The sequence below is a fragment of the Acinetobacter sp. 24-47-47 genome, assembly GCF_057737035.1.
The window spans coordinates 1,113,677-1,138,460 of sequence record NZ_CM173216.1; the positions used below are offsets into that span (position 1 = coordinate 1,113,677).

The 24,784-nt window shown below is 38.5% G+C and carries 26 protein-coding genes; 18 read left to right on the forward strand and 8 right to left on the reverse strand.

Annotated features, from left to right (window positions below; all coding sequences use genetic code 11):
- Positions 1 to 13: 13 nt before the first annotated feature.
- Positions 14 to 730: a tRNA (guanosine(46)-N7)-methyltransferase TrmB gene (trmB, locus tag AC1M9E_RS05105; protein WP_035265903.1), complete on the reverse strand. Its 717-nt coding sequence runs from the start codon at positions 728 to 730 to the stop codon at positions 14 to 16.
- 210 nt (positions 731 to 940) lie between these two features.
- Here trmB and AC1M9E_RS05110 point away from each other — a divergent pair, with 210 nt between their 5' ends.
- A complete protein-coding gene (locus tag AC1M9E_RS05110) occupies positions 941 to 3,373 on the forward strand; it encodes an ExeM/NucH family extracellular endonuclease (RefSeq protein WP_488225101.1) in 2,433 nt (810 codons plus the stop codon).
- Between the two features lie 37 nt (positions 3,374 to 3,410).
- On the opposite strand, the gene AC1M9E_RS05115 is transcribed toward AC1M9E_RS05110, so the two are convergent.
- Positions 3,411 to 4,856 carry a SulP family inorganic anion transporter gene (locus AC1M9E_RS05115; protein ID WP_481591220.1) on the reverse strand — a complete coding sequence of 482 codons (1,446 nt, stop codon included), beginning with the start codon at positions 4,854 to 4,856 and terminating at the stop codon, positions 3,411 to 3,413.
- Positions 4,857 to 5,065: 209 nt separating this feature from the next.
- On the opposite strand from AC1M9E_RS05115, the gene AC1M9E_RS05120 reads away from it, so the two are divergent.
- Both AC1M9E_RS05120 and AC1M9E_RS05125 read left to right on the forward strand, forming a co-directional pair.
- Entirely contained in the window at positions 5,066 to 5,677 is a 612-nt protein-coding gene (locus AC1M9E_RS05120; RefSeq protein WP_092766135.1) for a glutathione binding-like protein, read from the forward strand.
- A gap of 264 nt (positions 5,678 to 5,941) precedes the next feature.
- Positions 5,942 to 6,601 (forward strand): glutathione S-transferase family protein, encoded by a 660-nt coding sequence (locus tag AC1M9E_RS05125; RefSeq protein ID WP_481591219.1) that lies wholly within the window; start codon positions 5,942 to 5,944, stop codon positions 6,599 to 6,601.
- Positions 6,602 to 6,632: 31 nt separating this feature from the next.
- On the opposite strand, the gene AC1M9E_RS05130 is transcribed toward AC1M9E_RS05125, so the two are convergent.
- The 5 genes from AC1M9E_RS05130 to AC1M9E_RS05150 all read right to left on the reverse strand — a co-directional run bounded on the left by AC1M9E_RS05130 (position 6,633) and on the right by AC1M9E_RS05150 (position 9,359).
- Positions 6,633 to 7,418: a thiazole synthase gene (locus AC1M9E_RS05130; RefSeq protein ID WP_488225102.1), complete on the reverse strand. Its 786-nt coding sequence runs from the start codon at positions 7,416 to 7,418 to the stop codon at positions 6,633 to 6,635.
- Between the two features lie 12 nt (positions 7,419 to 7,430).
- Positions 7,431 to 7,628, reverse strand: a complete 198-nt coding sequence (gene thiS / locus AC1M9E_RS05135; protein WP_035265912.1) for a sulfur carrier protein ThiS — start codon at positions 7,626 to 7,628, stop codon at positions 7,431 to 7,433.
- 15 nt (positions 7,629 to 7,643) lie between these two features.
- The gene (locus tag AC1M9E_RS05140) at positions 7,644 to 8,009 is read right to left on the reverse strand and encodes a DUF423 domain-containing protein (RefSeq protein WP_035265913.1); all 366 of its coding nucleotides are present in this window, start codon (positions 8,007 to 8,009) and stop codon (positions 7,644 to 7,646) included.
- A 117-nt stretch (positions 8,010 to 8,126) separates the two neighbouring features.
- The gene (rpoH, locus tag AC1M9E_RS05145) at positions 8,127 to 8,996 is read right to left on the reverse strand and encodes an RNA polymerase sigma factor RpoH (RefSeq protein ID WP_035265916.1); all 870 of its coding nucleotides are present in this window, start codon (positions 8,994 to 8,996) and stop codon (positions 8,127 to 8,129) included.
- A gap of 141 nt (positions 8,997 to 9,137) precedes the next feature.
- Positions 9,138 to 9,359 (reverse strand): sulfurtransferase TusA family protein, encoded by a 222-nt coding sequence (locus tag AC1M9E_RS05150; RefSeq protein ID WP_035265917.1) that lies wholly within the window; start codon positions 9,357 to 9,359, stop codon positions 9,138 to 9,140.
- A 387-nt stretch (positions 9,360 to 9,746) separates the two neighbouring features.
- Here AC1M9E_RS05150 and AC1M9E_RS05155 point away from each other — a divergent pair, with 387 nt between their 5' ends.
- Both AC1M9E_RS05155 and rhlB read left to right on the forward strand, forming a co-directional pair.
- On the forward strand, positions 9,747 to 9,959 hold the full coding sequence (locus AC1M9E_RS05155; RefSeq protein WP_004824348.1) for a cold-shock protein: 213 nt from the start codon (positions 9,747 to 9,749) through the stop codon (positions 9,957 to 9,959).
- A 106-nt stretch (positions 9,960 to 10,065) separates the two neighbouring features.
- The gene (gene rhlB, locus AC1M9E_RS05160) at positions 10,066 to 11,217 is read left to right on the forward strand and encodes an ATP-dependent RNA helicase RhlB (protein ID WP_481589795.1); all 1,152 of its coding nucleotides are present in this window, start codon (positions 10,066 to 10,068) and stop codon (positions 11,215 to 11,217) included.
- 49 nt (positions 11,218 to 11,266) lie between these two features.
- On the opposite strand, the gene AC1M9E_RS05165 is transcribed toward rhlB, so the two are convergent.
- Entirely contained in the window at positions 11,267 to 11,650 is a 384-nt protein-coding gene (locus AC1M9E_RS05165; protein WP_488225103.1) for a hypothetical protein, read from the reverse strand.
- A gap of 231 nt (positions 11,651 to 11,881) precedes the next feature.
- Here AC1M9E_RS05165 and AC1M9E_RS05170 point away from each other — a divergent pair, with 231 nt between their 5' ends.
- From AC1M9E_RS05170 to AC1M9E_RS05230, 13 genes are all read left to right on the forward strand, one after another.
- On the forward strand, positions 11,882 to 12,457 hold the full coding sequence (locus AC1M9E_RS05170) for a nitroreductase family protein (protein ID WP_481586680.1): 576 nt from the start codon (positions 11,882 to 11,884) through the stop codon (positions 12,455 to 12,457).
- A 53-nt stretch (positions 12,458 to 12,510) separates the two neighbouring features.
- Positions 12,511 to 13,584 (forward strand): NAD(P)H-dependent glycerol-3-phosphate dehydrogenase, encoded by a 1,074-nt coding sequence (locus AC1M9E_RS05175; RefSeq protein ID WP_481588416.1) that lies wholly within the window; start codon positions 12,511 to 12,513, stop codon positions 13,582 to 13,584.
- Positions 13,585 to 13,657: 73 nt separating this feature from the next.
- A complete protein-coding gene (locus tag AC1M9E_RS05180) occupies positions 13,658 to 14,113 on the forward strand; it encodes a phosphoglycerate mutase family protein (protein WP_180027606.1) in 456 nt (151 codons plus the stop codon).
- Between the two features lie 42 nt (positions 14,114 to 14,155).
- Complete coding sequence (gene gspL / locus AC1M9E_RS05185) at positions 14,156 to 15,298, forward strand: type II secretion system protein GspL (protein WP_488225104.1); 1,143 nt, start codon at positions 14,156 to 14,158, stop codon at positions 15,296 to 15,298.
- The gene (locus AC1M9E_RS05190) at positions 15,298 to 15,777 is read left to right on the forward strand and encodes a type II secretion system protein M (RefSeq protein WP_035268769.1); all 480 of its coding nucleotides are present in this window, start codon (positions 15,298 to 15,300) and stop codon (positions 15,775 to 15,777) included. Before gspL ends, AC1M9E_RS05190 begins: the two co-directional genes overlap by 1 nt.
- Positions 15,778 to 15,865: 88 nt before the next feature.
- The gene (locus AC1M9E_RS05195; protein ID WP_488225105.1) at positions 15,866 to 16,870 is read left to right on the forward strand and encodes a quinone-dependent dihydroorotate dehydrogenase; all 1,005 of its coding nucleotides are present in this window, start codon (positions 15,866 to 15,868) and stop codon (positions 16,868 to 16,870) included.
- Between the two features lie 3 nt (positions 16,871 to 16,873).
- Positions 16,874 to 17,458, forward strand: a complete 585-nt coding sequence (locus tag AC1M9E_RS05200; RefSeq protein ID WP_488225106.1) for a CvpA family protein — start codon at positions 16,874 to 16,876, stop codon at positions 17,456 to 17,458.
- A gap of 24 nt (positions 17,459 to 17,482) precedes the next feature.
- Complete coding sequence (purF, locus tag AC1M9E_RS05205; protein WP_481591212.1) at positions 17,483 to 19,021, forward strand: amidophosphoribosyltransferase; 1,539 nt, start codon at positions 17,483 to 17,485, stop codon at positions 19,019 to 19,021.
- Positions 19,022 to 19,105: 84 nt separating this feature from the next.
- On the forward strand, positions 19,106 to 20,995 hold the full coding sequence (locus tag AC1M9E_RS05210; RefSeq protein WP_481607019.1) for a M48 family metalloprotease: 1,890 nt from the start codon (positions 19,106 to 19,108) through the stop codon (positions 20,993 to 20,995).
- A 157-nt stretch (positions 20,996 to 21,152) separates the two neighbouring features.
- Positions 21,153 to 21,830 (forward strand): hypothetical protein, encoded by a 678-nt coding sequence (locus AC1M9E_RS05215; protein ID WP_488225107.1) that lies wholly within the window; start codon positions 21,153 to 21,155, stop codon positions 21,828 to 21,830.
- A gap of 29 nt (positions 21,831 to 21,859) precedes the next feature.
- Positions 21,860 to 22,819, forward strand: coding sequence for a 2-hydroxyacid dehydrogenase (locus AC1M9E_RS05220; protein ID WP_481952996.1), 960 nt, complete (start codon positions 21,860 to 21,862; stop codon positions 22,817 to 22,819).
- Between the two features lie 96 nt (positions 22,820 to 22,915).
- Positions 22,916 to 24,355, forward strand: a complete 1,440-nt coding sequence (locus AC1M9E_RS05225) for a M48 family metalloprotease (RefSeq protein WP_481608367.1) — start codon at positions 22,916 to 22,918, stop codon at positions 24,353 to 24,355.
- Positions 24,356 to 24,364: 9 nt separating this feature from the next.
- Complete coding sequence (locus tag AC1M9E_RS05230; RefSeq protein ID WP_488225108.1) at positions 24,365 to 24,736, forward strand: GFA family protein; 372 nt, start codon at positions 24,365 to 24,367, stop codon at positions 24,734 to 24,736.
- Positions 24,737 to 24,784: the final 48 nt, after the last annotated feature.

A 24,784-nucleotide genomic window follows, 5' to 3' on the forward strand; every position in this document is an offset into this window, starting at 1 on the left:
TCCTGTTTTTTTATTATTGAATCTTTTTAAATAAGAAGTCGTTAATTTTATGGCCTTCTTCAATTCCACGACGTTCAAACTTAGTTTGAGGACGCCAGTCAGGACGAGGATAACTGTTACCTTTACCCGCCATATTTTCTAAACGAGGGCGGTTATCTAATACATCTAACATCCATTCTGCATAGGGTTCCCAATCGGTCGCAGCATGGAATGTTCCACCCATTTCAAGTTTTTCTTCAACTAAAGGCATACGATCGTGTGAGACGAAGCGACGTTTATGGTGACGTTTTTTCTGCCAAGGATCGGGGAAATAAAGTTGAATTGCATTGATACTGTTATCTGGCATTTCACGCAAAACTTGAATTGCATCCGCATCAAGTAAACGTAAGTTTGTCAAACCAGCCATACCCGCTTCATATACACATTGTGCAATGCCGGGAACATGTACTTCGATGCCGACATAATTGCGTTCAGGATTGGCTTTTGCCATAAGTACAAGAGAGCGCCCCATACCGAAACCTATTTCAACCGTCAATGGACGTTCAGGATGCTCAAATTGCTGACGTAAATCACCAACAGGATATTCCAAAATTAAGTGACCATATTGTTCAAGCGCAGTTCGTTGAGAAGTATTCAACGGAGATGAACGGCGCATAAATGTGACAATTTCGCGATGCTCGTTCAAGTTGTCTAATTCTACAACTTGCGGGTCTAATTGATCGTTCGACATAACTTTGGCAAATGAGAAAAAATTCGAATGCGGTATTTTAAGACCTGAGACTCCTAAGTCAAACCTTTTTATACCTGAAAGCGCTACGTAGCTATCAATGATTTGTCGATCTATTCATGAACTTTTTCAAAATGTCATGAATTGTTCATCTACTTGTCATGCCTGTACACTAGGCTTGGAAAATAATATGAACAATGAATAAGACTTAGAATGAATAAACTCATATTATCTTTATGTATGATCGGATTTAGTTCAACGCCGTATGCTGAACTCATGATCAGCCAGTATGTGGATGGTAATAATAACAAGAAAGGTATTGAACTATACAATCCAGATGGAGGTGTTGTTGATTTATCCGCATATCAATTAAAAATATTTCCGAATGGTCAAACCACTGCGAATTTGACGGTCAAGCTGCAAGGAACTTTAACAACTCAGCAGCACTTTTTAATTGGACATTCAAATTTAAAAACTGAATTGGGTGAAGCTGTTCAGCAAACTGCTAACCTTTCATTTAATGGCGATGATGCAATTGTTCTCTATAAAAACAATGTGGCTGTCGACCGTTTTGGTGCGATTGGAATACAGCAAAACTGGGCAACTGGTTTAAGCTTTGAACGTACAAAGAAAATAAATGATGTCGTTTCGATAGATCCATCTGCTCCCTTTGAAATCCAGAAAGAGTGGACTAAATGGTCGGATCGCAATGCTTTTAACCAGTATTTAGCGATTAGTACAAATGAACCAATAGAGCCATCTCCGACGACTCTAAGTTGTAACTCTGCGAATACACCTATCGCTGAACTCTCACAAGCAGCTAAGAATCAAAACTATACTGTGAAGGGGGTGATTACTGCGGATTATCGTTATGCGAATGGATTCTCAGGTTTCTATATCCAAACCCCTGATGCCAAAGCAAAACCCGATCTAACTAACGCGATTTTTGTATATGCTCCTGCTTCAAGTTCTATAAAAGGAGGAAAAGTCGGAGAAGAAGTCGTTCTTAAAGGTCGATTAACTGAATATCAAAATCAGTTACAGATTGATAATTTATCCGAAAATATTTTAACTTGTAATCAAGCGGCAAGCGCTTGGATAACGCCATTATCAATCGAGTTACCATTTGAGAGTTTAACCAACGCCTCAGGGCATGCGCCAAAGCGTTATCAAGGTATGTTGGTTAAAATACCTCAAACATTAACGGTAAGTGAAAATTACAATTATGGTCGCTACGGACAACTGTCATTAAGTCTAGGACGTTTGTTTATGCCGACCAATATTTATCCAGCTAAATCAGCAGAAGCAACGGCATTGGCGCAAAAAAATCTTTTGTCCAAAATTGAACTTGATGATGGATATAATGCACAAAATTTAACGCCTACACTGCCAAGTCAGTTTAGTGCTTTAAATACCCTACGTGCAGGTGATCAGTTAAATGCTGTTGAGGGTATTCTAGAATATCGATTTAATTCTTGGCGTATTCAACCTGTACAAGGTCGTACTCAAATCCAAATTAAAGCGAACAACCCGCGGCCACCGATGATTCTGAAAAATTCAAACCAAACCCGTGTCGTGGCTTTCAATGTTTTGAACTATGATAATGGTTTAAATGGTTTTCCAACTGAGCGAGGTGCTAGCAGCAAAGCTGAGTTTGAGAAGCAACATACCAAAATAGTCAGTGCAATGAAAGAAATCGATGCTGATGTATTTGGTTTAATGGAAATTGCGAATAATGGTTATGGTGAAAATAGTGCCATTGCATATTTAACACGAGCACTTGGATCGGAGTGGAAATATATCACTCCGCCAAATTCAAATCGATTAGGTGATGATGCGATTGCTGTTGCGATTATTTACAACAGTAAGCGTGTAAAACCTGTTAACGCTGCTGCAGTGTTTGATGACCAGTCACAAAGAAATCGAGTGACCCTTGCTCAAAGTTTTCAACCAGTGAGTGGCGGTAAAATCTTTACGGTTATTCCGAATCATTTGAAGTCTAAAGGAAGTTGTCCTTCAAATGATCAATCTGCTGATGCGGATCAAGGTGATGGTCAGGGGTGTTGGAATGCGACACGGGTTAAAGCGGTACAACAACTCATGCAGTGGATTGCAAAGAATCCAACGCAAATTACAGGTCATACGAATACGCTCTTGATTGGTGATTTAAATAGTTATGCAAAAGAAGATCCAATTTTGGCTTTAGAGCGTGCTAATTATACGAATGTACTGGCGGACAAGGTTGTAGGGCTCGGTGAACAGGCATATACCTATGTATTTGGTGTCGACAGTAACAAAGCTGGATTTGGTGGAGCAGGTAATTTGGATCATGCTTTAGCTGATGCTTCGCTATTTCCTGCGGTTAAGCGTGCATTTGTATGGCACATCAACGCTGATGAGCCAACGAATCTAGATTATAACGAAGAATTTAAGACTACAGAGCAGAAGTCGCTCTTTTATGCTGATCATGCATTTAGATCTTCTGATCATGATCCAGTGATTGTCGACTTAGAGCTCAATAGCTCAACAAATGCTGAGCAGCCACAGCGTGACACTAAGTCAGGTGGTGGTTCGTTGAACTGGCTATCCATTTTAGGATTAAGCCTGTTAGCCTTGGTTGGTTGGAGACGCAGAAACCATTCCTAAAACTTAACAGTAAAAAAGAGCCATTTGGCTCTTTTTTTTAAGTATTTGAGATACGTTCTATCAATGTTACGCTCGCTTGGTTTAGACCAATCACACGTACCTGAGTCCCTTGGGCTTCAAATTTAGCCACGACATTCGCTAACATATTGACAGAAGTGATGTCCCAAATATGAGCATAGCTGAGATCTATTTCTACTTGCTTGATATCTTCTTTGAAATCAAAAAATGCATAAAAAATTTCTGCGCTACTGAAAAATATTTGACCTTTCACCGTATAGTAGCGCACGTGATTTTCTAATTCAGATTGAACTTTTACTTCACTCTCGAGTTTATTAATGAGAAATAAGGCTGACAGAACTACACCAATCAATACGCCTAGAGCAAGGTTATGTGTTGCAAGAACAATCACCACGACAGTAAGCATGACAACATTACTTTGCACGGGATGTTTGCGGAAATTTTTTACTGAATCCCAATTAAATGTCGTGAACGCGACCATGATCATAATGGCGACTAAAGCAGCCATAGGAATATAAGCCAACCAATCTTTAAAGAAGACCACGAGACATAGCAAAAAAACACCAGCCACTAATGTCGATAATCTTGTTCTTGCACCTGAGCTGACATTGATGATGGATTGACCGATCATTGCACATCCAGCCATACCCCCCATAAAGCCACTTACCATGTTCGCGATCCCTTGACCGCGACATTCTTGATGACGATCTCCTTCAGACTCAGTCATTTCATCAATCACAGTCGTAGTCATCATGGTCTCAAGCAAACCAACTGTGGCGAGCGTGAGAGAGTACGGTAAAATAATAAGTAAAGTGTCGAGATTGAATGGAATTTCAGGAACTAAAAATACAGGCAAGGTATCTGGGAATGCACCTAAATCACTAACTGTTCTCATGTCAGCGCCAAGTAGAAGTGCCAATACACTGAGTACAATAATACACACTAATGGCGATGGTATGATTTTTCCGATTTTGGGTAAATAGGGAAATGCGTAAATGACCAATAAACCAATCGCTAAAAATATATAGCCTAAGCTTTTCATTTGAGCAATTTCTGGAAATTGAGCGATAAAAATGAGAATCGCTAAAGCATTTAAGAAACCATAGACCACTGACTGGGAAACAAAACGCATGAGTTTTGCGACTTTGAGATATCCAGCGATAATTTGAATTACACCTGTCAGAATCGTAGCTGCCAATAAATATTGTAATCCGTGTTCTTTAACAAGAGTGATCATCAGCAGCGCCATCGCACCTGTAGCAGCCGAAATCATAGCAGTCCTACCACCAAAGAAGGCGATCGTAACAGCTATACAGAATGAGGCATACAGACCTACCTGAGGATCAACGCCAGCTATCGCCGAAAATGCGATTGACTCAGGAATCAAAGCTAAGCCTACGACTAAGCCTGCAAGTACGTCAGTTCGAATGTTAGAAAACCACTGATCTTTCTTTAAATAAATCACAATTTGCCTTTCACAAAGATGTAGCAGCGCTATGGTAAAACATCACACAAATAAAAGCTGAAAAAAGCTTGAAAATTAATTCAATCTGCACAATATTCATAAAGAGATCATCGATGTTTACGCTTGCTTGCAATTTAAAAAACAGTTCTTATTGAAAAAAAGCGTGAAGCAATTTAAAAATGATAGTAGTTAGATAACAAGGAAAAAGTATGAAGTTGTATTATTCGCCAGGTGCATGTTCACTCGCAGCGCATATTATTTTAAATGAAATTAATGTTGATTTTGATTTGGTTCGTGTTGATCTTAAAACTCATACCACTGAAAAAGGCGAAGATTACTTCGCAATTAATCCTAAAGGCTATGTGCCGGCGCTAGAAATTAATCCTGGCTTAATTTTAACGGAAAATGTCGCAATTTTACCATTTTTGGCACAGCATGATCCTGCTCAAGATTTAATCCCACCTTCTGGATTAGGTCGAGCAAAAGTATTAGAGTGGCTTGGTTATCTAAATTCCGAATTACACGATGCTTATGCAGTGTTTTTCGGTGCACCGCTCACGGACGATGCTAAACAAAAAGCGTATGCCGAAGTTGATCGTTTACTGACATTCATTGATAAAACAATTGGTGAATCTAATAATGATTATTTGGTAGATGATAATTTTGGACCTGCAGATGCGTACTTATTTGTACTCACCAATTGGTCTAATCATATTGAACATGACTTGAGTCCTTATAAAAATATTATTCATATACGCAATAAAGTTGCAGAGCGTCAGTCTGTACAGATTGCGATGCGAGATGAAGGATTGATTCCTTAACAGGTAAGGTTTCGTTCCGTTTGTTTCGAGAAAGAGCCGAAAGGCTCTTTTTTTACTCTAAAATTTTCAGAGTAATTTCACAAAGATTATTTAGAAATAGAGAGCATTAAAAAGACAAATTTTTCATCATAATTCGTTTCAGATTCAGTGGTAATCCATTAAATAAGATATCGTTATTCATGATATTTTTTGAACTAAACATTATTTAAGTTGCTGATTTAAATCTGATATTTATATTTTGTATTTAAATCGTTGGACTAAAAAATGAGTTTGAAATTATATTCTTACAACGAATCAGGTAACAGTTATAAAGTACGTCTGTTAGCAGCATTATTGAAAGTGGATCTTGAAATTGTAGAACTAGATTATTTCAGTGATGAACAGCATAGTGAGAAATTTTTAAAAATTAATCCAAAAGGCGAAGTGCCAGCATTAGTAGATGGCGATATTGTTTTAACTGATTCTGCCGCAATTTTGGTGTATTTAGCAGGTAAATATTCAGATAAAAACACATGGTGGTCTGAGGATTTAGTAGAACAAGCTAAAATTGTAGATTGGCTTGCTTTTGCTGCCAGTTGGGTTCAATACGGGGTTTTCACGGCACGCGCGATATTGTCTTTCAAAGGTCCATACAATGGTTTGGGATTAGAAAGTACTGAGCAAACACTTAAAGAGGCGAAAATACGTGGTCACAAATCTTTGGCTATTTTAGATGGTGTGCTCAAAGACCGTGAATGGTTAGCGAATAATAGACCAACTATTGCGGATATCGCAGTGTTTGTCTATGTCGCGTTAGCACCTATGGGTGATATTTCTCTAGAGCCTTATCCAAATGTACGCGCTTGGATTGAAAGAATAAAAAATTTACCTAACTTTATCAAAATTGATGGATTGGATGATCCTTTGTATCGTCGAGTGAGTTAAGAAAAAACCCACTTTAAAAAGTGGGTTTTTTTTATTTAAAAAAGTATCCAGTTTCTGGAGAGCTTGCATTTGCCATACGTTTGCGTGGCATACGACCAGCAAGATAAGCCTCGCGTCCAGCTTCAACGGCTTTTTTCATAGCAGAAGCCATTAGAATCGGATTCTGTGCAGCAGCAATTGCAGTGTTCATGAGTACGCCATCACAACCTAATTCCATCGCAATAGCAGCATCACTAGCTGTACCAACCCCAGCATCCACCAATACAGGGACTTTGGCATTTTCTTTGATGATAGAAATGGTATGTGGATTAAGAATACCTAAACCAGAACCAATTAAACTCCCCAAAGGCATAATAGCGACACAGCCCATACTCTCGAGTTCTTGCGCGACGATAGGATCATCAGAGGTATAAACCATGATTTCAAAACCATCATCGATCAATGTTCTTGCAGCTTTTAAGGTTTCAGTAATATTAGGATAAAGCGTTTTTTCATCACCTAATACTTCAAGCTTGACTAAATCGTGACCATCTAAAAGTTCACGTGCGAGCATACAAGTGCGAATGGCACTATTGGCATCAAAGCAACCAGCTGTATTGGGAAGAATGGTGTATTTTTCCGGTGGAATCACTGAGAGTAGGTTAGGTTGATCTGGATTTTGACCAATGTTTACGCGACGGATTGCAACAGTAACGATCTCAGCACCACTGGCTTGGATTGCTAAGTCAGTTTCCTGCATATCCTTATATTTTCCAGTGCCCACTAATAGTCGTGAACTAAATGAACGTGATCCTATGATCAACGGACTATCTTCCATATTTACTCCGAGTTAACCACCGCCAACAGCATGAATTATTTCTATACGGTCAGCATCTGAAATAGGGGTATCTGCCAGTTTACTTTTTGAAATGATCATTTCATTTTTTTCAACAGCAAATCGTTTACCTTCTAGCGATAATTCTTGAACCAGTTCTAATAAGTTTTGGCATTGCGTTTGAATCGACTCGCCATTTAAAAAAATATTCATCAGATGACCTTCAAATTAATGTTGAATTTTGAATGCTTGCCATGCTAAAAGTAGCCAGCCAATAATCATCAATGCTCCACCAAGAGGTGTAATTGCCCCTAACCCGCGCGGGAGCCCTAAAGCCATGAGATATAGAGATCCACAAAATAAAATGATACCGAACTGGATGAAGATAAAGCTGAATTGAGTTGAAAAGTTTGGAATTATTTTTGGTATGAGTGCGAGTATTAATAATCCAATTGCATGATAAAAGAAATAATCAGTTGCAGTCTGCCACCATGTCAGTTGGGCTTCGGTTGCACGAGCTTTAAGGCCATGAGCGCCGAAAGCACCTAGCATTACGGCAAGCGCTAAATTAATGGCTGATATTGAGATCCACATCAGGTTATTCCCAATCGAAAATTGCGTCATACGATAGCATACATGACGTACGATTTTTTTAAACTTGCATAGCGTAAATACAAAAAAAGAGCTTATAGCTCTTTTTTTGTAATCGTATTAATTTGATGACATGGCGATCTTGATCTTGTCCATGGCATTTTTTTCAAGCTGGCGAATACGTTCAGCGGAAACATTATATTCGGCTGCTAGTTCATGCAAGGTAGACTTATCATCATCTAACCAGCGGCGCTGTAAAATATTCCGTGAACGATCATCCAGCTGATCCATTGCTTCATGTAAAGCAGAGGTGCTCTGAGATTCATAATCTTCTTCCTCTGCTAAACGAGCAGGGTCATAACGATTATCCTCTAAGTAAAGCGCAGGAGCGACATGAACTGAGCTTTCATCATCTTCATCAGATTGAGCTTCGAAGGCTGCGTCATAAGCTGTTAAACGACCTTCCATTTCAAGAACTTGTTCAGCTGTTACATTTAAATCAGCCGCAATAGATTGCGCTTCCTCGAGCGTTAATTTCTTGCTCGATTTTTTTAAGCTTCTTAAGTTGAAGAACAGTTTACGTTGAGCTTTAGTTGTCGCAATTTTAACAATACGCCAGTTACGAATCACATATTCGTGGATTTCAGCTTTAATCCAATGTACTGCAAAAGAAACTAAGCGTACTCCCATATTGGGATCGAAGCGTTTTACAGCTTTCATCAAGCCTAAATTACCTTCTTGGATTAAATCGCCTTGAGGTAAGCCGTAACCTGCGTAACTGCGGGCAATATGCACAACAAAACGAAGGTGGGACATCACCAGCATTTTAGCTGCGTCTAGATCTTGGTCATAAAAATAACGTTCAGCTAACTCTTTTTCTTGTTCAGCTGTCAAAATAGGGATCTGGTTTACAGTACTAATGTAAGCACCTAAATTGACCCCGGGCGCAGACAATGACAGGGGCATCAATTGATTGCTGCTGTCAGTCATGAGTACTCCTTATAGGAAAATAGTTTAAAAAACCAATTACATTCATCTTAATCCTTATAGCATACAGAATTAAGCGAATTTGGGTAGTGAAATGTAAATTTAAATACAATATTTATCCATGATTAATTTAGATGAAAACACCTAAGATTCAATCACGTAATGAAATTCAGAATCCGAAACTTGTTTAAATGCGCATGTCAATTTATGTAGCTGACAATAACGTTGAATATCGATTTGACTGTTCGGATCTGAAGCTTTTAATAAAAATTGCTGAGGTGCACTATTTTGTTTCATCGATTTCTTAAGTAGCAGTAAAGGTAAAGGGCAAGGTTTACCCATCGCATCGATTAACACTTGAGACATAGTAAAACACGAGATTGAATAATAAAGTTGGTCATTATTCTAGCAAAAGTGTGACTTAAGAATAAAATTAAATGATTTAGATGAACTGTTCAAATAAAGTGCAATTTTTGCACTAAATTTGTGTGATTAATATACAAGTTTTAGTTAGATAATTAGCTAAAATTTTTCTATTAATTGTGTTGTACCCATGTTAAGCTCAATGCGTACTTAAGGATTGCGTAGAGAAATTTGTTCTCTAAGCCTTATTTATAATGGATATAACCGGGATTTTGTTAATAGTTTTACAGAATGATTACAAGCTTTGAAATAAAAAATGTTTTAAAATTTGTTTGCTCTGCTGTTTGCAACACCGGGTGGTCCCTTTTCTTACCAACTGAGGATTAACTTATGACAGCTCGCGAACAAGGCGTTGTTAAGTGGTTTAACGATACTAAAGGTTTTGGCTTTATTCAACGCGCAGGCGGTGATGACGTATTCGTTCATTTCCGTGCTATTCAAGGTGAAGGCCACCGTTCACTTCGTGACGGTCAACGCGTAGAATTCAGCGTTGTACAAGGTCAAAAAGGTTTTCAAGCTGAAGAAGTTCAGCCTTTAGACTAATCCTGCTTTTCACTGAAAATTAGGTTGCGCTCCAATTTTGATAAATTGGGGCGTTTTTTGTTTATACTATAGACCATTATCAAATATTGATTGTAGAGCCCCTTATATGTCATCAGGTTTCGAAACCCTTAATTTACATCCGCAACTTAAGCAAGCGATTGATGCTTTAGGGTTTAATGAAATGACCCCCATTCAACAGAAAGTATTGAAATATACGTTGGCAGGGCATGATGCAATTGGACGTGCACAAACAGGCACAGGAAAAACCGCAGCATTCTTAATTAGTGTTATTAATGATTTATTGAACAATCCGATACAAACACAGCGTTATCGTGGTGAACCCCGTGCTCTAATTATGGCACCAACGCGTGAGCTTGCGATTCAAATTGAAAACGATGCACGTGATCTGACTAAGTTTACCGACTTAAATGTTGTGACTTTGGTGGGTGGTGTAGACTTCGATAAGCAAAAAAAACAACTGGATGAAAATTTCGTAGATATTCTTGTCGCGACACCAGGTCGTTTGATTGATTTTACTGAACAAAAAGAAATTTGGTTGGATCAAATTGAATTTTTAGTCATTGATGAGGCAGATCGTTTACTAGATATGGGATTTATTCCTTCTGTTAAACGCATTGTGCGATTCTCTCCACGCAAAGAACAACGTCAAACGTTAATGTTCTCTGCTACGTTTAGTTATGATGTACTCAATCTTGCTCAACAATGGTTATTTGAACCTGTTACTGTCGAAATTGAGCCTGAGAAAAAAACCAATGCTGACGTAGAGCAACGTATTTATGTGGTTGGGAAATCAGATAAATACAAATTGCTGCAAGAAATATTGCGTGATGAGCCCATTGAAAAGGTCATGATATTTGCAAACCGCCGTGATCAGGTCCGTAAGCTGTATGATCATCTTAAGCATGATGGTTACAAGGTAGTGATGTTATCTGGTGAAATCGCGCAAGATAAACGTTTAAAGATGTTGGATCAATTTAAAAATGGCAAACACAACATTATGATCGCAACAGATGTGGCTGGTCGAGGTATTCATGTGGATGGTGTGTCACACGTGATTAATTTTACTCTGCCTGAGCAGTCTGATGATTATGTACACCGTATAGGTCGTACAGGTCGAGCAGGAACAAGAGGGGTGAGTATCAGTTTCTTGTCAGAAGATGATGCTTTTTATTTACCTGAGATCGAAAAAGCGATTGGTCAAAAGATTCCATTGACACGTTTAGATGGTTATTGCTAATTGCTCAATAAAAAAAGTCCCATCAAAGGGACTTTTTTTATAGGAAATTTTAGCGGGTTGAATTACAGCTGAAGGTGATTGTTGTTTGGTAGTCAGTGTCTTTTTCGATTGTATTTTTAGTGCCGATCACAGAGCCAAGAACTGATGAAGCTGCAGTAATGAGTTTACCAGTCTGTTCATCCACAACACCTTTTAGTGCGCCGTTATATTCAGTTTTTTCGTCAATTAGGACAGGTGCAGAATTCTTACCGCAAGTTTTGTTCGCGGCAGAAATTGCATTATTTTTTGCATGAACTTGGGTTTTGCCTAATCCTGACACCTCATATTGATTGTTTGGTTTTTGAATGGCAAGTGTTTGAGTAGGTGTTGATGCACAAGCACTCAGGAGAATTGTTGCAGTAGCTACAGAAGCCAATGTCATTAATTTTTTCATTTTATTTTTCCTCTAGCATTTGCAATATTAAGTTTGGAGCTCAGTCATGTATGCTAGGGCTTAAATTCCAAAGAATTAAGCATGTTTTGTATCGATTTTGAAGTGAAATGCCTGATTTATGTTTGATTGTAATTATGCTGGATGCATTGTGTATAAGTATAACTGTAGAGTAGTTTTCAATGTTTATGCTAAGCTTAAGTACATAGTGTTAGTTTAAAGATTAGTCTTCAAATGTCAGATCAATTTTCTCAAGTAGTGCATGACAATATTCATCAGCGTCAATCCGTTGGTCATTTGGTAGAACCTCATCCTAACGCAGAACAATTAGAATTAGCTTTTCAAGCCGCTTTAACCGCGCCTGATCATCATCGTCTGAAACCGACACAATTTATTGTTGTGAAAGGAGAGCAACGAGAAGCATTTGGTGTTTTACTCAGTGAAGCAGTAGCAGACCTTGGTGAAACTGATTCAATTCAAATTGAACGCGCACGTCAGCATCCTATGCGTGCACCTATGCTGATTATCGCTGTAACACGATTTCATGATCATGCGAAAGTTCCATATTTTGAACAAACTTTAAGTTCAGGTGCTGCAATACAAAATCTTTTGCTCAGTTTACAAGCTCAGGGTTTCAATACCATGTGGCGCAGTGGTGCTGTTGTGGAGTCGGATCTATTTAAAAGAAAGTTAGGGCTACAAACGCATGATTTAATTTCAGGTATCATTTATGTAGGGACTGCTTTTAAGGCGATTGCACCACGCGCTGAGATTGAAACAGATGCATTCGTCAGTTTTTGGCAGCCGTAATTGCAACATTGCAAATTTAACGATTAGAAAAAGAATGTTTAGGATTTAAAAGAATGTCGGAATTAAAGTTTTCAGATTTGGTCGAGCCAGTTGCAATTGATCATAAAACAGCATTGCGCGTTACGATTCTTGGTGGTGGTAGTTTTGGTACAGCCATGGCGAATACGGCAGTACGAAATGGTTGTGATACTATGATTTGGATCCGTGATGAGGAAATTGCGAAAGAAATAAATCGAACACATGTAAATTCAAGATATTTGCCAGATTATAACCTTGAGCCAGCATTAAAAGCAGAATCCAATCTTGAAAAAGCTGTTCGAGATCGAGACATTATTTTGGTTGCTATTCCGAGCCATTCATTCCGAGATGTACTCAAACAGATTAAGCCCTTTATCACCGCTCAGGCAGTTGTATCACTCACAAAAGGGATTGAAGCTAAAACCTTTAGTTTCATGAGTGATATTATTCGTGAAGAGCTTCCAGAAGTGCCTTATGGCGTCCTTTCGGGCCCAAATCTAGCGAAAGAAATTATGTCAGGAATGCCTGCTGGAACAGTGATTGCCAGCCATTCTGAATTGGTGAGATATGCAGTGCAACAAGCATTACACAGTGCACTATTTCGTGTATTTGGAAGCGATGATGTACATGGCGTGGAGCTTGGAGGTGCACTTAAAAATATCTATGCTGTCGCAATGGGGATGGCTGCAGCCTACAACGTTGGCGAAAATACCAAAAGCATGATTTTGACACGTGCGTTGGCGGAAATGAGTCGCTTCGCTGTACAGCTAGGTGCAAATCCACTGACATTCTTAGGTTTGTCTGGTGTTGGCGATTTATTCGCAACGTGTAATAGTCCCTTAAGTCGAAATTATCAAGTTGGATTTGCTTTAGGTTCAGGTAAAACCTTAGAGCAGGCAACGACGGAACTGGGTCAAACAGCTGAAGGGATTAATACCATTGTGCAAGTGAATGCAAGAGCCAAAGAGCTTGATGTCTATATGCCAATCACCACAGCACTCTACGAAGTGATTTATGAAGGTGCACCACCATTACATATTGCATTATCTTTGATGAAGAATGGTCATCGAAGTGATGTTGAATTCGTATTGCCGCATCATAAAGTTTAAGATTAATGAATGGTTTATCATCATTGTCATAATGTTTAGATATGATGGATGACACATGGTTTAGGGAAAACAAATGCAACTCACTTTAGTTCGTCATGGTGAAGCCGCTCCACCAATTAATGGTAATGACTCGAAACGACCACTGACTGAGCGGGGTCATATTCAAGCTGAACAAACTGCGCACTTTTTAAAAGACGTGGTTGCACCTGATATATTTGTAGTGAGTACTTTGCTCAGGGCGCAGGAAACTTTAAAACATATACAGCAATTCTTTCCAAATGTTGAAGTTTTAGTATGTGATAAAATTAAACCTGACGATGATGCTAAAGTTGCAGTTGAGTGGTTATCTCAACTACCTTTTGAGAATATTGTGGTTGTATGTCATATGAATGTTGTGGCATATATTGAAGAAATTATTACGTCTGAATTTTTTACTCCTTTTTCGCTTGCTGAAGCGCGGATTTATGATCAGACAGTCATTGCTGCGGGACTTTCCACAAAATTAAAACATTTTGTACCGTCAGCTTAATAACCATAAGTGTTTAATGAATAAAACGGCAGAATAAAATTAATGTTGTATTTATGGATGCCAGTGTCGAATGGGGTTTGGCTCTGGTCAAATGGTGAAAATTGGAATTCATCAACAACGCTAGAAGAGTTGATTCAAGATACTCAACCGTATCATGGACAAGAAGCTGTTGTATTCTTTTCAAGCCATGATGTACAAATTATTCAACAAAATATGCCCAAAGCTCAATTCAAGCAAATTGGAAGCGAAGGCGCTAAATATTTACTTGAAGAATATACCATTCACTCCATTGATCAGATGAAAGTGCTTACTCAATTTGAGGCACCAGACCAATTGTCAGTAATGGGGATCAGTCAATACCAAGTCCAAACAATGCAACATGCTCTGAACTTGATTCCGGTGAAAGTGGTTGCGCTATTACCCGATTTTTTGGTCTTACCAGTGCCAGAACAGGGGGAAACTATTTTAGCTAATATTCATGGGCATTTATTGGCGAGAACAGGATCAAATCAAGGTTTTGCGATTGATGATTTACCATTGTTTTTGGATCTATTGCCAAAGCCTATACATATTTTGCATGATCGGTTAAATGATGATCAGATGATGAGTTTGATTCATGCAACGGAACAAAATGAGCGGGAAAGCTTTAATTATGTATTTAAAGCTGAAAAAAAATTAAAGAATCATCCATTCAATGTTTTGCCTAAAGCAAAAAACACAGAGGGTGGAATCTCAGGCTATTGGAAAGCATGTGCAGCACTGCTTGTGGGCCTGCTTGTAGTGCAATTCAGTTATGATTTAGTGCGTTGGGTAAAGTTAAAAAAAGTATCTGATCAAACGGCTTTGGTTGCGGTAGAGCAATATCAATCTTGGTTTGGACCCAACAGTCGTCTCAATGAGCAAAATTTGCGAAGCCAATTTGAAAGTAATTTGCGGATGAGTAAACCTGCAAATACTGAGGTCTTACAGTTAATCAGCCGTGTAGGTCCGATTTTAATGCAACATCAAATTATCGCAAATCGTGTTTCTTATGAAGCATCTGGTTTAAGTATGGATTTGGTGGCGGACTCATCCGAAAAATTACAAAATCTAATTCAGCAAATGAATCAGCAAGGCTTCAAAGCTGAACTTGGGAATGTGCAAACTCAGGATAAAATGGTCGTTGGTTTGGTGAAAGTACAATAATGAAAACTTTAGAAAAATTTCAAAATCAATTTGATCAATTATTTGAAAAGATTGATGACTATTTATCGTCATTGAGTGTGCGTGAGCGTGTACTTGTCATCGCTGCAACGATTATCGTTGTCGTCGCATCAATTGGATCTGCTTTGTGGAAAATGCACGAAGCAGCAGATAATCAGCAAAAAAGATTGAATGAACTGAAAGACACATTGGTGTGGATGCAATCCAATGTGGTGACAATGAAATCTTCAACAGATTTGAGCCTAACACCTTCGGATAAAATTCAGCGTGTGGCACAACAAGCAGGATTATCTGTGGTCACACAACCAAGCGATAATAAATTAATGATCAGTGCTGAGCATGAAAACTACGCGATCCTCGCAAATTTTCTTACCCAATTGGTTCAAATGGGTTTAAGTGTTGAAAAATTGGAACTTATTAAGTCTGGAGCTGCGATTAAATTAACAGCATCAGTACAGTAAGTGGTGAAAATAAACCTATGACAGGCATAGCGTTTTGGGCATACTCAGCCTATAATGTGGCAACTTAAAAAACCGCAGTTTTTGAGATATGTTATATTCGCTTGCTCGTCCATTTCTATTTTCATTGGCGCCTGAGCGTGCACATGATTTGACATTATCAATGCTTAAATCGACATATAAGTTTGGCATAATGCGTCAAAAAATAGACCCAAAGCCAGTGACTTGTATGGGTATTCAATTTCCAAACCCAGTTGGTTTGGCTGCAGGTTTAGATAAAAATGGTGCATATATTGATGCACTTGCGAGTTTAGGTTTCGGTTTTATCGAAATTGGAACCATTACCCCTCGACCTCAGTCTGGTAATCCTCAACCGCGTTTATTCCGCCTTCCAGAGGCTCAAGCGATTATTAATCGTATGGGTTTTAATAATGATGGTGTAGATCAGCTGATTGAGAATGTTAAAGCAGCAAATTATAAAGGTGTATTAGGCATCAATATCGGCAAGAACGCCGATACAGCAGTTGAAGATGCTGTAACTGATTATCTCATTTGTTTAGAAAAAGTTTATAATTATGCATCTTATATTACTGTTAATATTTCATCTCCGAATACCAAGAACTTACGTAGTTTACAAAGTGGACATGCATTAACAGAACTTCTTGAAACTTTAAAAAATCGTCAACTTGAACTTGCTGAACAATATCAACACTATGTTCCACTGGTATTAAAGGTTGCCCCAGATTTAACTGAGTCAGATATTGAATTTATTGCATCTCAATTAATTCAATTTAAAATTGATGGACTGATTGTGACCAATACGACTTTGTCACGTCAGGGTGTAGAAAATTTAGCGCATGGTGATGAAGCAGGTGGTTTATCTGGTGCGCCTGTATTTGAAAAAAGTACACAATGTCTATCTGCATTTTCAAAATTACTTCAAGGTCAAATCCCATTGATTGGTGTTGGTGGTATTCTTAGTGGTGATCAAGCCGCGACTAAACAGCAAACGGGTGCGCAATTGGTTCAAATTTACAGTGGTCTAATTTATACAGGGCCAAAACTGATTAAAGATTGCGTACAAGCTATGACCTAATCTATGAATACCATCGATATCTTTATACTGATTATTCTGCTCATTGGAGGGCTTAACGGTTTGCGTCAAGGATTCGTTAAAGCCTTTGCGAACTTGGTAGGATGGATTTTTGCACTCATTATGGGTGCAAAATTTGCGGGTAAAATTGCGCCTTCAATGTCCGCACTCAGTCAAGATCCTGTGGTTCAAAAAATAGCGGCATTTGCTTTTATTGTTCTGATTATTGTTGTTTTGACTTGGATCGTCACTGCAATATTAAATCGGTTGCTGAAAAGCTTAAAGCTTGGTCCATTAAATCGATTGGCAGGTGGTGCATTTGGCACCTTGAAAGGTCTCTTAATCGTCCTCATTACTATGCAAGGGATTGGTTCATTTGTAGAGAGCTCTCCACATTGGAAACAATCTAAGTTTATTCAAACTTTATTGCCTTACGCGCCTTTAGCGACTGAGTACACCAAAGAGACAGCGTCAAAAGCTTTAAGTCATATGAAATCAGAAGAGTTGAATCAATCATCAGATTCTTCTCGTCAATCATCTTCTGAACAAGATGATTCGTCATCTCATTCAACGAATAATCCTTTTTATTAATCCTAGCTTGTCTGCGAGGTTGCTATGTGTGGAGTTGTTGGTATAGCTGGTAAATCACCTGTTAACCAAATGTTGTTTGATGCATTAACGATGTTACAACATCGTGGACAAGATGCTGCAGGGATTGTGACATGCCATAATGGTCGTCTCTTTTTGAGAAAAGACAATGGCATGGTGCGTGATGTATTTCATACACGTCATATGCGTGCATTGTTAGGTAATTACGGAATTGGTCATGTCCGATATCCAACAGCTGGCTCATCGAGTAGCGCTGAAGCACAACCATTTTACGTAAACTCTCCTTATGGTATTACTTTAGCGCACAATGGTAATTTAACCAATGCTGACGAGATTCATGATGATCTGTTTAAAACAGATTTACGTCACATGAATACTGATTCAGATTCAGAAGTGTTATTAAACGTTTTTGCACATGAATTACAAAAACGCGGCAAACTTACACCGACTGCGGATGATATTTTCCATGTAGTCACTCGTGTGCATGAGCGTTGTAAAGGTGGTTATGCTGTTGTTGCGATGATCACAGGTCATGGTTTAGTTGGCTTCCGTGATCCAAATGGTATTCGACCTTTAATTTTGGGATCGCGTGATACCGATGATGGTGTTGAATATATTCTTGCTTCCGAATCAGTTGCTTTAACAGCGCTTGGTTTTAAAGTTGAACGTGATGTGATGCCAGGTGAAGCAATTTTTATTGATGATGCGGGTAATCTATTCACGAAGCAATGTGCGGCTAACCCACACCATAGCCCATGTATTTTTGAGTATGTTTATTTTGCTCGTCCAGATGCCATCATTGATGGAATTTCGGTATACAAAGCACGTTTGAAAATGGGTGAGAAGTTAGCGCAGAAAATCCTGCGTGAATGGAGTGAGGACCATGACATTGATGTTGTCATTCCTATTCCAGATACTTCGCGTACATCCGCTTTAGAACTTGCCAATACACTCGGTGTGAAATTCCGTGAAGGTTTCATGAAAAACCGTTATATCGGTCGTACCTTCATTATGCCGGGTCAGCAGTTGCGTAAAAAGTCTGTACGTCAAAAGCTCAATCCAGTTGAATTAGAGTTTAAAGATAAGAACGTATTGCTTGTAGATGACTCAATTGTGCGTGGCACAACGTGTAATGAGATTATTCAAATGGCGCGTGACGCCGGTGCTAAAAAAGTTTTCTTTGCATCTGCTGCACCAATGGTGAAATACCCGAATGTCTACGGTATTGATATGCCAGTTAAAAACGAATTAATTGCTTCAAATCGTGATGTTGAAGAAATTCGTGAAATGATTGGTGCTGATCGTTTGATTTTCCAAGATTTGGAAGATTTAAAGCAAGCTGTTCGTACGAAAAAAGTACCTGAGTTAACTGACTTTGACTGCTCAGTATTTGACGGTATTTACGTTGCGGGTAACATTGATGAGTCGTATCTCGATGGTTTAGAGCGCAAGCGTAATGACTCTGCCAAGAAAATCAAAGATGGTTATATCGATCTAAATATTGATGCAGCCTCAGTTGATCTGAGTGGCATTAAAGAAAATTAATTTATAGTTTTCTATTTGAAAAAGCGGGTATTTCCCGCTTTTTTAATTTATGATCACAAGACAATGTAATGAGGAAATTTTACATTGAAAGATGTGAGTGGTTACTTAATTAAAAACAAAAATATGCTGTGGTCATTAAGCGTATGTTTAATTGTTATTGTGCTCGCAATTATCATTTTAAACACGACGCTCGGATTGTTGGTTCACTATATTGATCCTTCTGAGTCCATTTGGTGGCATTTTCTCAGTCCATATATGATGGTGCTATTGATTAGCATTATTGGTGGTTCTGTCGTTTATGAGTTTTATGTCTTCCGCTCTGGTGGTCATACGCTCGCAAAACAATTGAAAGCACGACAACTCACTTTTATTGAAAGTACTCCAGAAGAAAGTACAGCGCTTAGACTTGCTGAAAAATTAGCACATCGTTTCTCAATTGATACACCTACACTCTATGTCTTACCCGATGAAATAGGGGTTAATGCACTGACTGCGGGTTTTCATCCCAAAGATACTGTGATTATTCTGACTTGGGGGGCGCTACAAAATCTTGATGAGTTAGAGCTTTATGGATTGTTGGGTCATGAATTCCATAAAATTTTATCGGGTGAAACTCGAGAAAATACTCGTCTTAAAATTTTATACAGTGGGTTAATTACCTTTAGCCAATGGGGCAGTAAAATCGCGAAGCAGGGGTTTCGACGTAATCGGGATCAATTGAGAGATAGTTTGGAAACAACTTTTGTGGCGATCGGTGGAGTCATATGGTTAATTGGTAGTTTAGGCGTCTTTATTACGCGTCTGATGAAATATATTACTTTGGGTAGTCGAACATTGTATAACGATGCAATGACAAGACAATTATTGAGTAGTAATGCAAATATTCAAACCTTATTAAGAATCTATGTTCATCACGCAGGATCACAGATTCATAGTGAATATTCTGAAGCTATTTCTCATATGTGCTTTGCTAACTCACTTAGTCCTCAAAGTTGGTTGAATATCCAACCTTGTATTCAAGATCGTATATATGAATTAAATCCGAATTTACTTGAGGATATTCAATTAGAAAATTTACAAAAATTACGCAATCAACCACTATTTAGTTTAATGCGTTCTTTAGAGGAATCTATTGCTGAAGAATATAATCCATGGATGTCACCACAGCCACTTCCATTATTAAGATTATCACCGATCAGCTTTGCAATTAAGGATGCCATCAAACCCTTAAATAGTGAAGTTAGACAGCAGATGAAACGTCCAGAACTCATTCAAAGGGCTTTGCAAACTTCGACTGGTGCGCGTGAAGTGATGGTTGCGATTTTAATGATTCGGCAGTACCGTGAATTTATTCCTTCTGATGCGCCTGTGAGTCGTGCAATTGTCGACTCACTGTTAAATATAGATGGTCGAGTGCATATTCAAATTTTTCATGAGGCATGTAAGCAGTTGGGAAATATGCCTGCTACAAGTGCGCGTCAGTTTATTACTAAATTGGCTAAAATTATTCAAGAAGATGGTGAAATTGGACTTTTGGATGCTTTGCTGATTGAAAAGGTGAAGTCTCAACTGGATTTATTGCCAATACATCGTCCAACATCAATCGAGGATGCTAAGCCGCAAATTGTTAGGCTAATAGATGCGTTATTACATGTTCAGCAGTTAAATACTGCTAATCAGCTTGAAGTTAGAACCCAAATCTTAGAACGAATTTTAACTCGTGATGAAATTGAGTTTTATGAAGAAATTTCAGATGAACCTATCGACTTAGGTGAAATTCTTAATGATATTGCTGGATTGTTGCTGAGAGATCGGTTGAGTATTTTGGGTGTTGCTGAATTATGCTTATGGAATGATCGAATCATTACACAAGATGAGTTAGATGTACTTGAATTATTATATTGGCGACTTGGATTTGAAAGTGATGAAATTGTGGATCAAATGCATAAGAAAAATAGCGTCATTATTGTTTAGTTATCAATGCATTCTGAATTTAAAAGGTGCAAGGATATTAATGCGTCAGAAATGAAATTAAGTTATGATTGTTTGCGGATTAAAAGTTCAGTAAAAGATTAAAAAAGTGGGTAGAATACCCAGCCCTCATGCCAGTCCATCTGTAATGAATGTGAATATGTTAGAGCATCAAAGAAGCCTCTTAGCTGTGATGGGAATCGATATATGGATTCCACAAAATACGGCACAAACACGTCATTACAAACCTTCCTTATATCGCGATCAAGTTGAAGAAAATCATCCAACAGATGTATCTTTTCCTGAATTTGCGCAAGCTCAATTAGAACAGTTCATCACAAAACCAGCTTCACAAGCTGAACAGCTAAATAAACATGATTCTTCGCCTCAGTTAAAAAGTAATCCAGACGGTGTGCAGCTTCCTCGAGAGTTTGTGGAAAATGACAAACAGTCTCAAGATGAAGTTGTTGAGCGTCAACCGCTTGTAATCGATGCTTTTGAAATTCAAGCGATGATCACTAAAACACATACTATTCTGCTAGATGCTACAGCGCTCACCACAGAACAAGAAAACTTATGGGTGAATATCCAGCGTAGTGTGAGTTCACAGTTTTACGATTTAAAATGGCCATTTAATTTCGCACAATTCCAAGATGGAAGAGGTGCTGAAGTATTTATACAGGGTTTTATCGATGCATTATCTGTTGATAAAAAAATATTGAGCTTAGGGTATTTGCCGCATATATCGACGACGCAGCATATGCAGATTGCAAGTTTACAAGACATGATTGAGCAGCCATTGTTAAAACGTCGCTTGTGGAACTTAATTAAAAATTAAATCGATACTGGATCTAAAGGGGGAGTTTTATGAAAAAAAAGGTTGTGGTATTTAGTCAGATAGATCCGAAAATATTAAATCAATTAGAATCGAAATATCAGGTCGTTCAAATTAATCCAAAACAGGGTGACATTAATGAGCAACTTTTAAGAGAAGTTGCGGATGCAGATGGGATGATAGGCGCTGGGCGTCGTTTAAATCAAGACAACTTACAGACCGCAAAAAAACTTAAAATTATTTCTTCGGTCAGTGTGGGCTATGATAATTACGACGTTGAATATTTAAAACAACAGGGTATTTGGTTGACCAATACGCCTCATGTGTTGACAGAGACGACTGCTGATTTGGCTTTTACATTATTGATGAGTGCGGCTCGTAAAGTTACACATTTAGATTCTTGGACAAAGCAAGGACATTGGACGCGTACCGCTGGTGTTGCACAATTTGGTCAAGATTTTTATGGGAAAACGCTCGGTATCATTGGCTTAGGTCATATCGGTGCTGCGATAGCTCGACGTGGTTTTTATGGATTTAATATGAATATTCAATACCATAATCGAAAACCATGTATAGAGCGAGCTGAGCCTTTAAAGGCGAAATATTGTGATCTTGATACTTTACTTTCAACGTCTGATTTTATCGTCATTGCAGTCGATTTAAATGAGCAATCGAAAGCGCTAATCGGTCAAGCTCAATTTGAGAAAATGCAAAAACATGCTGTGTTTGTGAATATTGCCAGAGGATCAGTTGTGGATGAGTCGGCCTTGATTGAGGCGCTTGAAAATCACAAAATTTTTGCTGCTGGTTTAGATGTTTATCAGAAAGAGCCGCTCCAAGAATCACCATTGTTTCAATTGGAAAATGTAGTGACATTGCCGCACGTAGGTTCGGCGACAGCAGAAACCAGAATGAAAATGGCAAATCTTGCTTATGATAATCTGGTAAAAGCCTTAGATGGGGATGAGCCTCAATATATTGTGAATAAGTAAAGTCTTTTGAGAATGATAATAAACGTAACAGTTCATCATTAATCTTCACATTATTCAATGTTATAGTCGATGAAGTACACGTTTAGGAATACAGGTTTGAAGAAGATCATTTTGGCTTTATTGATAGCGAGTTCGAGTTTTTCAGCGGCGGCTGATGAACTCTACAATGCCAATAAAATTCAATTTGAAGTGCCTGATATTAATAGTGGTGTTGGATTTATCGATCAACAAAAAGAAAAAATGATCGGTGAAAAAGTCTATCGTCAAGTACAGCAACAACTTCCAGTGTTAAACAATGTTTGGTTGGAAGATCAATTTATGGCTGTATTCCGAAAAATTATTGCGCAAACACAGTTGGGTCAACCAATTGCTTTGGTGATTGTAAACGATCCGCAAATTAATGCCTTTGCTGTACCTGGCGGTTTATTTGCATTGAATAGCGGATTAATTACGTCGGCAAAGAACATGGATGAAGTTGCGGGTGTGGTTGCTCATGAGGTGGCACACGTCTCGCAAAGACACTACAGTCGTTCTCAAGAGGCTTTTAAAGGGCAGGGATTGCTTGCACTCGCTGGTATCATTGTAGGTGCTGCAATTGCATCACAAGCTGATGGTAATGCAGGTGCTGCCCTGATGATGGGAACTCAAGCTGCATTGGTGGATCGACAGTTAAGTTATAGTCGTAATCAAGAGCGTGAAGCAGACCGTATTGGAATGCAATTGATGTATCGTGCTGGATATAACCCGTACAGTATGTCTGAGTTTTTTGAAACCATGAATCGTGCGACTCCAAAAATTAGTTATCTTCCTGATTTTTGGTTAACACATCCTTTGACTACTCAGCGTATGAGTGAGGCTCGATTACGTGCAGATCAACTTCCTAAAGTTCCATATAGCAACACACTCTCTGAGTTTGATCAGATCAAGTGGTATACCGCAGTTGTGACCAATCAAACCAACGAGGAACAGTTAAAGGGAGTGGTGAGAGCAAATGCATTGGCTGGAAGAATTGCACTGTCTGCTTTTTATTTAAAGCGTGGTGATTTTGATCTAGCACAAAAAGAAATTGAGCTTGCTAAGAAAGTCCAGCCAAATCATCAGCTTATCGCGCTTATTCAAGCAGATATCTACTTGGCGACCAATCAATTTGATTCTGCGCAGGAAACGATATTGGTGCGTCAACGAATAACGCCTGAAAATCGCGCTCTAAGCTATAAATTAGCTGAAATTTATATTCGACAGGGAAATTTTGTTGCTGCTGAAAGGTTGGCGAATAAATTTATCCAAATCAATAATCGTGATGCGCAAGCATGGTTCATCCGACAACAAGCGGCAAATTTAGATATTAAAAATCCTTTACGTACTGTAAATGTTTTGCGATATCGGGCTGAAGTTGAATATTGGAAGGGGGCGGAAGAGAATGCGATACGCTCACTCATTCATGCTCAGCGTTTAGCTAAGGAAAATAACTCTATGAGTGCAATCATCAATCAAAGACTGCGGATGATGCAGGATGAACGTCAACAAAAATTATAAGAGGTTTAAATGATAAAAGGTCAATGCTTATGTGGGAAGATACAATATATTTATCATGGCGTTCTTGAGAAAAGTATTTTGTGCTATTGCAAGCACTGTCAGTTGGCTCAAGGCGGTTTTGCTGCATGGAATAGCCCGATCCCGCTTGAAAACTTCGAGTTAATTTCTGGTGAAGATGTGCTTAAGTCTTATTTTCATACCGAGTTAAAGGCAAGAGTATTTTGTGGTGAATGTGGAAGTCCTTTATATTCACATCGACTTGATTTACCAGGAATTATACGTTTAAGGCTCGGTTCTGTGGTTGAAGGGAAAATACCGCCACCTTATGAAGAGTTTTTCCAGGAATACAAACCTAACTTTATTGAAACTATTCATTCTTAGTGATTAGATTCTTTTAGAATGATGAATGAATAAATATTTTTAATTATG

Bases quoted from the DNA above. Each gene is read 5' to 3' on its own strand.
- rpoH (WP_035265916.1), bottom strand. From the start codon at position 8,996: ATGACTGACAGCAGCAATCAATTGATGCCCCTGTCATTGTCTGCGCCC.
- AC1M9E_RS05230 (WP_488225108.1), top strand. From the start codon at position 24,365: ATGATAAAAGGTCAATGCTTATGTGGGAAGATACAATATATTTATCAT.
- AC1M9E_RS05110 (WP_488225101.1), top strand. From the start codon at position 941: ATGAATAAACTCATATTATCTTTATGTATGATCGGATTTAGTTCAACG.
- AC1M9E_RS05140 (WP_035265913.1), bottom strand. From the start codon at position 8,009: ATGTGGATCTCAATATCAGCCATTAATTTAGCGCTTGCCGTAATGCTA.
- AC1M9E_RS05195 (WP_488225105.1), top strand. From the start codon at position 15,866: ATGTTATATTCGCTTGCTCGTCCATTTCTATTTTCATTGGCGCCTGAG.
- AC1M9E_RS05220 (WP_481952996.1), top strand. From the start codon at position 21,860: ATGAAAAAAAAGGTTGTGGTATTTAGTCAGATAGATCCGAAAATATTA.
- AC1M9E_RS05125 (WP_481591219.1), top strand. From the start codon at position 5,942: ATGAGTTTGAAATTATATTCTTACAACGAATCAGGTAACAGTTATAAA.
- AC1M9E_RS05130 (WP_488225102.1), bottom strand. From the start codon at position 7,418: ATGGAAGATAGTCCGTTGATCATAGGATCACGTTCATTTAGTTCACGA.
- AC1M9E_RS05200 (WP_488225106.1), top strand. From the start codon at position 16,874: ATGAATACCATCGATATCTTTATACTGATTATTCTGCTCATTGGAGGG.
- AC1M9E_RS05155 (WP_004824348.1), top strand. From the start codon at position 9,747: ATGACAGCTCGCGAACAAGGCGTTGTTAAGTGGTTTAACGATACTAAA.
- AC1M9E_RS05170 (WP_481586680.1), top strand. From the start codon at position 11,882: ATGTCAGATCAATTTTCTCAAGTAGTGCATGACAATATTCATCAGCGT.
- gspL (WP_488225104.1), top strand. From the start codon at position 14,156: ATGTTGTATTTATGGATGCCAGTGTCGAATGGGGTTTGGCTCTGGTCA.
- AC1M9E_RS05175 (WP_481588416.1), top strand. From the start codon at position 12,511: ATGTCGGAATTAAAGTTTTCAGATTTGGTCGAGCCAGTTGCAATTGAT.
- AC1M9E_RS05180 (WP_180027606.1), top strand. From the start codon at position 13,658: ATGCAACTCACTTTAGTTCGTCATGGTGAAGCCGCTCCACCAATTAAT.
- AC1M9E_RS05165 (WP_488225103.1), bottom strand. From the start codon at position 11,650: ATGAAAAAATTAATGACATTGGCTTCTGTAGCTACTGCAACAATTCTC.
- AC1M9E_RS05120 (WP_092766135.1), top strand. From the start codon at position 5,066: ATGAAGTTGTATTATTCGCCAGGTGCATGTTCACTCGCAGCGCATATT.
- AC1M9E_RS05190 (WP_035268769.1), top strand. From the start codon at position 15,298: ATGAAAACTTTAGAAAAATTTCAAAATCAATTTGATCAATTATTTGAA.
- thiS (WP_035265912.1), bottom strand. From the start codon at position 7,628: ATGAATATTTTTTTAAATGGCGAGTCGATTCAAACGCAATGCCAAAAC.
- AC1M9E_RS05215 (WP_488225107.1), top strand. From the start codon at position 21,153: ATGTTAGAGCATCAAAGAAGCCTCTTAGCTGTGATGGGAATCGATATA.
- rhlB (WP_481589795.1), top strand. From the start codon at position 10,066: ATGTCATCAGGTTTCGAAACCCTTAATTTACATCCGCAACTTAAGCAA.
- purF (WP_481591212.1), top strand. From the start codon at position 17,483: ATGTGTGGAGTTGTTGGTATAGCTGGTAAATCACCTGTTAACCAAATG.
- AC1M9E_RS05150 (WP_035265917.1), bottom strand. From the start codon at position 9,359: ATGTCTCAAGTGTTAATCGATGCGATGGGTAAACCTTGCCCTTTACCT.
- trmB (WP_035265903.1), bottom strand. From the start codon at position 730: ATGTCGAACGATCAATTAGACCCGCAAGTTGTAGAATTAGACAACTTG.